Source organism: Kitasatospora sp. NPDC048296 (assembly GCF_043201815.1).
Lineage (GTDB): Bacteria > Actinomycetota > Actinomycetes > Streptomycetales > Streptomycetaceae > Kitasatospora.
On sequence record NZ_JBICZB010000133.1, the window covers coordinates 1 to 9,741 of the forward strand.

A 9,741-nucleotide genomic window follows, 5' to 3' on the forward strand; every position below is an offset into this window, starting at 1 on the left:
ACCGTCAGCGATCCCCCGAAGACCGGCGATCGCCTCCTCGCGCGTCCCGGCGACCACCACCGCACGCTCACCCAACACCGCACGCCCGGACAGCAGCGCACCCGCCACCCGAGGCAGCGCGACCTCACCCGCCGCCAGGAACGAAGCCAGCCGCTCCGCCTGACCCGTCAGCGAGGCCGCGCTCTTCGCCGACACCACCAGCGGCAACACACCACCGTCCGCCTCGGGAGCCTCCACCGCCTCGACCTCCGGCGCCTGCTCCAGGATCAGGTGCGCGTTGGTCCCGCTCACACCGAACCCGGAGATGCCCGCCCGGCGCGGGCGGTCGCTCTCGGGCCACTCCCGCGCCACGGTCAGCAGCTCCACCGAGCCGGCCGTCCAGTCCACCTGCGAGGACGGCGCATCCACGTGCAGGGTCGGCGGCAGCACACCGTGCTGCAACGCCTGCACCATCTTGATCACACCCGCCACACCGGCCGCCATCTGGGTGTGACCGATGTTCGACTTCAACGACCCCAGCCACAAAGGCCGTTCAGCCTCCCGCTGCTGCCCGTAGGTCGCGAGCAGCGCCTGCGCCTCGATCGGGTCACCCAGCACCGTACCGGTGCCATGACCCTCCACCACATCCACATCCACCGTCGTGAGGCCTGCGTTGGCCAGCGCCCGCCGGATCACCCGCTGCTGTGCCAGACCGCTCGGCGCGGTGAGGCCGTTCGACGCACCGTCCTGGTTGACGGCCGAGCCCCGCACCACCGCCAGTACCTTGTGGCCGTTCCGCAGCGCCTCGGAGAGCCGCTCCAGCACCACCACACCCGCGCCCTCGGCCCACCCCGTGCCGTCGGCGGCGTCCGCGTACGACTTGCACCGGCCGTCGACCGCCAGGCCGCGCTGCCGGGAGAACTCGACGAAGGTCCCCGGCGTGGCCATCACGGTCGCACCGCCTGCCAAGGCGAACGAGCACTCGCCCTGGCGCAGCGCCTGGGCGGCCAGGTGCATCGCCACCAGCGAGGAGGAGCACGCCGTGTCCACGGTCACCGCCGGGCCCTCGAACCCGAGCACGTACGAGACCCGGCCGGAGGCCACGCTGCCCATGCCGCCGGTGCCGGTGAAGCCCTCCAGCTCGGCGGGCACAGCACCGCCCGCCCCGTACCCCTGGCCCATGACTCCGAAGAAGACGCCGCCGTCCGTGCCCTTCGCCTTGCTCGGGTCGATGCCGGCCCGCTCCAACGCCTCCCAGGAGGTCTCCAGGAGCAGCCGCTGCTGCGGGTCCATCGCCAGCGCCTCGCGCGGCGAGATCCCGAAGAATCCGGCGTCGAACTGGGCTGCCTCGTAGAGGAATCCGCCCTGGTTGACGTACGAGGTGCCGGCCTTGTCCGGGTCGGCATCGAACAGGTCCTGCACCTCCCAGCCCCGGTCGGTCGGGAAGCCGGACATCGCGTCCCGCCCCTCGATCACCAGCCGCCACAGGTCCTCCGGGCTCGCCACCCCGCCCGGCAGACGACACGCCATGCCGACGATCGCGATCGGCTCGTCCACAGTGACGACCGGAAGCGGCCCACTCAGCTCCTGGGTCGCGCCCATCGCGCCGCTCAGCTCACCGAGCAGGTAGCCGGCGAAGGCCTGCGGACTCGGGTAGTCGAAGACCACCGTCGCGGCCAGCTTGAGGCCCGTCGCCTCGCGCAGCCGGTTGCGCAGCTCGACCGAGGTGAGCGAGTCGAAGCCGGAGTCCCGGAAGGCGGTCTCGGTCCGGATGCTCTCCGGGCCGGGGTGGCCGAGCACAGTGGCCGCGTGCGCGCGGACCAGGTTGAGCAGCAGCGCCTCCCGCTCCTCGGCCGCGAGCCCGGCCAGCCGGGCGGCGAGGCCGCTGCCGCTCTCCCCGGTGGCCGCCCGGGCGATCCGCCGTCCGGCGTGCACCAGGCCGCGCAGCAGGGTCGGGATGCCCCGGCCGGCCGCGGCGTCGGCGCGCAGCGCGCGCAGATCGAGCTTGGCCGGGACGAGTAGCGGCTCTCCGGTCCGCAGTGCCGCGTCGAAGAGTGCCATGCCCTCGGCGGGCGTCATCGGCAGCACGCCACCGCGCCGGTTCATCCGGCTACGGGTGAGCTCGTCCATGCCGGCCGCCATGCCGCCGGCGGTCTGCTCCCAGAGCCCCCAGGCCAGCGAGGTGGCGGGCAGACCGGCCGCTCGGCGCTGGTGGGCGACGGCGTCCAGATAGGCGTTGGCCGCCGCATAGCTGCCGGTGCCTGCGCCGAGGAAGACCGAGGAAACGGACGAGAAGACGACGAACGCCCGTAGCTCCGGGGCCAGTTCGCGGGTCAACCGGTCCAGGTGGCCGACCGCGGTGACCTTGGGCGCAAACACCTGCGCCACCCGTGCCGGGTCCAGCGTGCCGATCACGCCCGCGTCGGCGATGCCCGCGGTGTGCACCACTGCGGTCAGCGGGTGCGCGGCCGGGATCCCGGCCAGCAGGGCGGCCACCGCGTCCCGGTCCGTCACGTCGCAGGACTCGACGGTGACCGTCGCCGCGCCGAGTCCGGTCAGCTCGGCGACCAGTTCCTCCGCTCCGTCGGCGGTGCGGCCGCGCCGGCTGGCCAGCAGCAGGTGCCGGACGCCGTGGTTCGCGACCAGGTGGCGGGCCAGGATGCCGGCCAGCGAGCCGGTGCCGCCGGTCATCAGCACCGTGCCGTCGGGGTCCAGGACCGCCGGTCCACTGTCGGCCGGCGCGGCGGCGCGGGCGAGGCGCGGGATCGTCAGGGCCGTACCCCGCAGAGCCGTCTCGGGCTCTGCGGCGGCGAGCACCGCACCGAGCACGCCGCCCAGCTCCGGGTCGGCCGACGCACCGTCAGCGGTGCTGCCGGGTGCGGCGTCCGGGTCCAGGTCGAGCAGCACGATCCGGTCCGGGTTCTCGGTCTGCGCGGCCCGGATCAGCCCCCACACCGCGCCGCCCGCCGGGTCGGTGACGGCGCCGTCGGCTCCGGCGCCCACCGCGCCCCGGGTGACGACCACCAGCGTGGCCGCGTCCAGGCCCGGGGCGGCCAGCCAGGCCTGCACCGCCGCCAGGACCCGGTTGGTCAGGTCCAGCGCGGTGTCGGCGGCGCCGGCCTCGGCGCGCAGCAGGACGGCGGTGGGCAGTTCCGCACCCTCGGCCAGGGCCAGGACCTCGTCCGCGCTGGACAGCTCGGCCCAGGACGGCAGGACCGCCGCCCGGTCCCCGGCTGCAGGCAGGGCGGTCCACTCGACCCGGAAGAGCGCGTCCCCGGTCGGCGAGGCCGCGCCGGTCCGCAGCTGATCGGCCGTCAGCGGCCGCAGCTCCACGGCGTCCGCCGTCAGCACCAGGCCGCCGAACTGGTCGACCGCCTCGAAGGAGCGGGCCGCGCGGTCCTCGGGGAGCGGCGCGATCCGGGCCCGCAGGGTGGTCGCGCCGATCGCGTGGAGCGCCAGTCCCCGCCAGGCGAGCGGCTGCCGGTGGCCCGCGCCGTCGGCGTCGCCGTCCAGCAGTGCGGGATGCAGGAGGGCGTCCAGCAGGGCCGGGTGAACGCCGAACCGGCTGGGCTCCTCGCGGTCCTCCCCCGGTACGGCGAGCTCGACGAAGACCTCGTCGGCGCGGCGCCACAGCACCTGGACGCCCTGGAAGACCGGGCCGTACGCGTGGCCCAGGTCGGCGAGCTCGGCGTACAGGCCGTCCGGCTCGACCCGCTGGGCACCGGCAGGCGGCCAGGCGGTGAAGTCGAAGTCCGGGGTCGCGGCCTCGGCCGTCGCGGCGAGGGTGCCGGTGGCGTGCCGGGTCCAGGCATCGGCACCGCTGTCTTCGCGCGAGGAGTAGACGGCGACGGTGCGGGTGCCGTTGGCGTCCGCTCCCCCGATGGCGACCTGGACCCGGACGCCGCCCTGCTCGGGCAGGACGAGCGGGGCCTCGATCACCAGCTCTTCGAGGGTGCCGCAGCCGACCTCGTCACCGGCGCGCACGGCCACCTCCACGAGCGCGGAGGCGGGCGCGAGCAGCACACCGCCGACCGCGTGGTCGGCCAGCCAGGGGTGGCTGCGCAGCGAGAGGCGGGAGGTGCAGAGCAGGCCGCCGGTCTCCGGCACGGGAACGACGGCGCCGATCAGCGGGTGGTCGGCCGCGGCCTGGCCGAGCGAGGCGGCATCGGTCGCCGGGGTGGTCTGCAGCCAGTAGTGGCGGTGCTCGAAGGCGTACGTGGGCAGGTCGACGTGGCCGGCGGTCGGCAGGACGGCCGACCAGTCGACCGCGACGCCGCGCACGAACAGTTCGGCGATCGAGGCCAGCAGCCGGCGCAGTCCACCGTCCTCGCGGCGCAACGTGCCGGAGACGACGACCGACGTTCCGTCGATTCCGTCCGCGACCTCGCTGACCGGCTGCACCAGCACCGGGTGGGCACTGGACTCCACGAACACCCCGTACCCCTGGGCCGCCAGCTCCGCTATCGCAGCGCCGAATCCGACCCGGCCGCGCAGGTTGCGGTACCAGTAGTCGCCGTCCAGCACACCGGCGTCCCGGACCCACTCGCCGAGCAGGGTGGAGAAGAACGGCACCTGCGGCACCGCAGCGGCAACCCCCGCCAGCGCCTCGCCCAACTCCTGCTCCACCAGCTCGACATGGCGGGTGTGCGAGGCATAGTCCACCGCGATCCGGCGCACCCGGACACCCTCGGCGCTCCAGGCCTCGACCAGTTCGTCCAGCGCCTCGGCGTCACCGGCCACCACCACCGAGGACGGGCTGTTCACGGCCGCGATCTCCACCCGGCCACCCCAGCGCTCCAGCCGCTCGGTCAGCTGCTCCTCCGCCAAGGCGACCGAGGCCATGCCGCCACGACCCGCCAACCCACGGGCGATCACCTGACTCCGCACCGCCACCACCCGCGCAGCGTCCGCCAGGGACAGCGCCCCGGCCACGTGGGCCGCCGCGATCTCGCCCTGCGAGTGGCCCACCACCGCATCCGGCACCACACCCACCGACGCCCACACCGCCGCCAGGCCCACCATCACCGCGAAGCTCGCCGGCTGCACGACGTCCACCCGCTCCAGCAACTCCGCCGGAGCATCGCCGCGCAGCACCTCGATCAGCGACCAGTCGATCCACGGCGCCAACGCCGCCGCACACTCCGCGACCCGCTCCGCGAACACCGGTGAGGAGTCCAGCAGTTCACGACCCATACCGACCCACTGCGAACCCTGCCCCGGGAACACGAACGCGGTCTTGCCCACCGCGCCCGCCCCGCCGCTCACCACACCCGGGTGCGACTCGCCCCGCGCCAGCGCACCCAGCCCGGCCAGCGCCTCCTCCCGCGACCCCGCCACCACCACCGCACGCTCACCCAGCACCGCACGCCCGGCCACCAACGCCCCGGCAGCGTTCGCCAACGAGACCTCGTCCGCCTCGAAAAAGGCCGCCAACCGCTCCGCCTGGCCCGCCAGTGATGCCGCGCTCTTCGCCGACACCACCAGCGGCAGCACACCACCGTCCGACTCGGGAGCCTCGGGCTCCGCGACCTCTGCGGCCGGCGGCTCCTCCAGCACCAGGTGCGCATTGGTCCCGCTGACGCCGAACGAAGAGACGCCCGCCCGACGCGGCCGACCGACGGCCGACCACTCCTGAGCCTCCGTCAGCAGCCGCACCGCACCCGCTGTCCAGTCCACCTGCGCGGACGGCGCGTCCACGTGCAGGGTTGCGGGCAGCACGCCGTGCCGCATCGCCTGCACCATCTTGATCACACCCGCCACACCCGCCGCGGCCTGGGTGTGACCGATGTTCGACTTCAACGAACCGAGCCAGAGCGGCCGTTGCCGGTCCTGGCCGTAGGTGGCGAGCAGCGCCTGCGCCTCGATCGGGTCGCCCAGCACGGTGCCCGTGCCGTGGCCCTCGACCACGTCCACGTCGGCCGCGGTCAGGCCGGCCTCGGCCAGGGCCTTGCGGATCACCCGCTGCTGCGAGGGCCCGTTGGGCGCGGTCAGCCCGTTGGAGGCGCCGTCCTGGTTGACGGCCGAACCCCGGATCACCGCGAGCACCCGGTGGCCGTTGCGCCGCGCCTCCGAGAGCCGCTCCAGCAGCACCATTCCGGCGCCCTCGGCCCAGCCGGTGCCGTCGGCCGCGTCGGCGTAGGACTTGCAGCGGCCGTCCGCCGCGAGCGCCCGCTGCCGGGAGAACTCCATGAACATCCCGGGTCCGGCCATCACGGTGGCGCCGCCGGCCAGCGCCAGCGAGCACTCACCGCGCCGCAGCGCCTGGGCCGCCAGGTGCATCGCCACCAGCGAGGAGGAGCAGGCCGTGTCGACCGTCACCGCCGGGCCCTCGAACCCGAACACGTAGGAGATCCGGCCGGACGCCACGCTGCCCGTGGTGCCGGTGCCGGTGAAGCCCTCCAGCTCCGGGGGGATCGAACCGCCGGTCGCGTAGCCCTCGTTGATCACGCCGACGAAGACGCCGACGTCCGCGCCCTTCAGACCGGTGGCGTCGACCCCGGCCGACTCCAGCGCCTCCCAGGAGGTCTCCAGCAGCAGCCGCTGCTGCGGGTCCATCGCCACCGCCTCGCGCGGCGAGATCCCGAAGAACCCGGCGTCGAACAGCCCGGCCTCGTGCAGGAACCCGCCCCGGTTCACGTACGACTTGCCGCTCTGCTCCGGGTCCTCGTCGAACAGGCTCTCCAGGTCCCAACCCCGGTCGGTCGGGAAACCGGAGACACCGTCGCCGCCCTCGGCGACCAGCCGCCACAGGTCGTCCGGGCCGGCCACGCCACCCGGCAGACGGCACGCCATGCCCACGATCGCGATCGGCTCCGACTTCTCGGCCTCAAGCTCCAGCACGCGCTGCTGGGAGCGGCGCGCCTCGGCGAGGACGCGCTTGAGGTAGTCGCGAAGCTTGCTTTCTTCCGCCATCGAGGTTCGGCTCCTATGGGCTGCGGCGTCGGGTCAGCGGCTGGGGTCGGTAGATCGGGGACGTCGGTGGCTAGTTGCCGAACTCCGTGTCGATCAGGTCGAAGAGTTCGTCGTCGGAGGCGTTGTCGAAGTCGCGCTCCTCCTCGGCGGTCTGTGCGCCGGTCGCGGTCGACCAGGCGCTGAGCAGGCTCTGCAACCGGGTGGTCACCTGGGCCCGCGTGGTGTCGTCGGCCGGGGCCCCGGCCAGCAGGGCCTCGAGCCGGCTCAGTTCGGCCAGCAGGGGGTTGGTGCCGGTGGCACTCTCCGCCGCCGGGTCGAGCCGGTCGTACAGGTATCCGGCGAGCGGGAGCGGCGCCGGGTAGTCGAAGACCAGCGTGGCCGGCAGCGGCAGGCCGGTGGCCGAGCGGAGGCGGTTGCGCAACTCGACCGAGGTCAGCGAGTCGAAGCCGATCTCCTTGAACGCCGTCTCCGGCCGTACCTGCTCGGGCGCGGTGTGGCCGAGCACGATGGCCACCTGATTGCGCACCAGGTCGAGCAGCAGCGCCCGCTGGTCCGGTTCGGAGAGCCCGGCCAGCCGGGCGGCCAGCCCGCCGCCGTCGCCCGCGCCCGCGCGGGCGCGCTGCCGGCCCGGACGGACCAGGCCGCGCAGCAGCGGCGGTACTCCCCCGCCGAGCGCGGCGGCCGTGCGCAGCGACCGCAGGTCCAGCCTGGCCGGCACCAGCAGGGCCGCGCCGTCGGTGAGCGCCGCGTCGAAGAGCGCCATGCCCTCGGCCGCCGTCAGCGGCTCCACGCCGCCGCGCCGGCCGGTGCGGTCGGGGTCGGCCTGCTCCCTCGCGTCGGCGGTCGGCGCCCACAGGCTCCAGGCCAGCGACACGGCGGGCAGGCCGGCGGCCCGGCGGCGGTGGGCGACGGCGTCCAGGTAGGCGTTGGCCGCCGCGTAGGCGCCGGTGCCCGCACCCAGGAAGACCGAGGAGGCGGATGACATCAGCACGAACGCCCGCAGCTCGGGGGCCAGTTCGCGGGTGAGCTGGTCCAGGTGGCGGACGGCCGTGAGCTTCGGCGCAAAGACCCGGGCGAGCCGGTCCTCATCCAACTCCCCGATCACGCCCGCGTCGAAGACCCGGGCGGCGTGCACGACGGCGGTCAGCGGGTGCTCGGCCCCGACTGCGGTCAGCAGGGCGGCGACCGCCTCCCGGTCGGTGACGTCGCAGGCCACCACCGACACCTCGGCGCCCCGCTCGGCCAGTTCGGCGACCAGTTCCGCCGCGCCCTCCGCGTCCGGACCGCGCCGGCCGGCCAGCACCAGGTGCCGGACGCCGTGGGCCTCGACCAGATGGCGGGCCGTCAGGGCGCCCAGTGCCCCGATGCCACCGGTGATCAGCACCGTGCCGTCGGCGGCGCCGAGCGGGAGCAGCTCGGGCTCGGCGGTGGCGGGTTGCCGGGTTCGGACCAGGCGGGGGACGGTCAGGGCAGTTCCGCCGGCCACCGCGACCTGCGGCTCGCCGCTCGCGAGCACCGCATCCAGCAGCGGCAGGTCGAGGACGGCGGACCCGACGGCCGTGGCGGCGTCCAGGTCGAGAAGCACGATCCGCTCGGGGTGCTCCGCCTGGGCGGCCCGGACCAGGCCCCAGACGGCGGCACCGACCGGGTCGGTCAGCGCGGTGTCGCCGCCCGCGGGCACCGCGCCGCGGGTGACCACCAGCAACCGGGCGTCCTCCAGGGCCTCCTCGGCGAGCCAGGCCTGAACCATCGCCAGGACCCGCGACACCAGGGCCGGCACACCCGTCGAACCGTCCTGGCCCTCGGTGGCGTCCAGCGCCACGACCTGCGGAACCTCCGGACCGGCCGCCAGAGTCGACAGCTGCTCAGGGGTCGAGACGGCCACCCGGTGAGCGGCGCCGCCCGTCGTCAGCGGCGGCTGGGGCAGCGGCAGCCAGTCGACCCGGAGCAGCCCGAGTCCGCCGTCGCCCGCGCCGCCCGCGAGCGCCGCCAACTCGGCGGAGGGGAGCGGGCGGAGGGTGACCGCCTCGGCGGTCAGCACCGGCGCGCCGGTCTCGTCGGCGGCGGTCAGCGAGAACGTGCCCGCCTCCGCCGTCCGGCCGATCCGCACCCGCAGAGCAGTCCCACCGGCAGCGTGCAGGGCCAGGCCGTGCCATCCGGCCGACTGCCACGCCCCGTCCTCCGCACTGCCGGTGGCCGGCAGCAGGGCGGGGTGCAGAGCGGCGGCGAGCAGGGCGGGGTGAATGCCGAACCGGTCAGCGCTGTCGCGCTGCTCCTCGGGCAGAGCCACCTCGGCGAACAGCTCCTCACCGCGCTGCCAGGCCGCGCGCAGGCCCTGGAACGCCGGACCGTGCTCGTGACCGCGCGCCGCCAGGTCCGCGCGGATCCCGTCCAGCTCGATCCGCTGGGCACCGGGCGGGGGCCAGGCGGCGAAGTCGAACGCTGCGGGCTGCGCGGTGGGTTCGGTGACGAGCCGGCCGGTGGCGTGGCGGGTCCAGACCTCGGCGCCGCCGGTGTCCGCATCGTCCTCACGGGTGGAGTAGACGTCCACGGTCCGCGCGCCGTGCTCGTCCGGGCCGCCGACGGCGACCTGGAGCCGGACGCCGCCCTGCTCGGGGACGAGAAGCGGGGCCTCGGTCAGCAGTTCCTCCAGCACCCCGGTGGCCACCTCGTCACCGGCGCGCACGGCCAGCTCCACCAGGGCGGTTCCGGGGAGGAGGACGACGCCGCCGACGGCGTGGTCGGCCAGCCAGGGGTGGGTGCGCAGGGAGAGGCGGGAGGTGAAGACCAGGCCGTCGGAGTGCGGCAGACGCACCACCGCGCCCAGCATCGGATGATCCGCCCGGCCCT

The 9,741-nt window shown here is 75.0% G+C and carries 1 protein-coding gene and 1 pseudogene; both read right to left on the reverse strand.

Going from position 1 to position 9,741, the window contains the following annotated elements; genetic code table 11:
* Positions 1 to 6,891 (reverse strand): annotated as a pseudogene (locus ACGF12_RS37360) (type I polyketide synthase); the annotation flags it as partial.
* Positions 6,892 to 6,961: 70 nt separating this feature from the next.
* Positions 6,962 to 9,741, reverse strand: a 2,780-nt coding sequence (locus ACGF12_RS37365; protein ID WP_393040733.1) for a type I polyketide synthase, incomplete at its 5' end; no start/stop codon positions are given.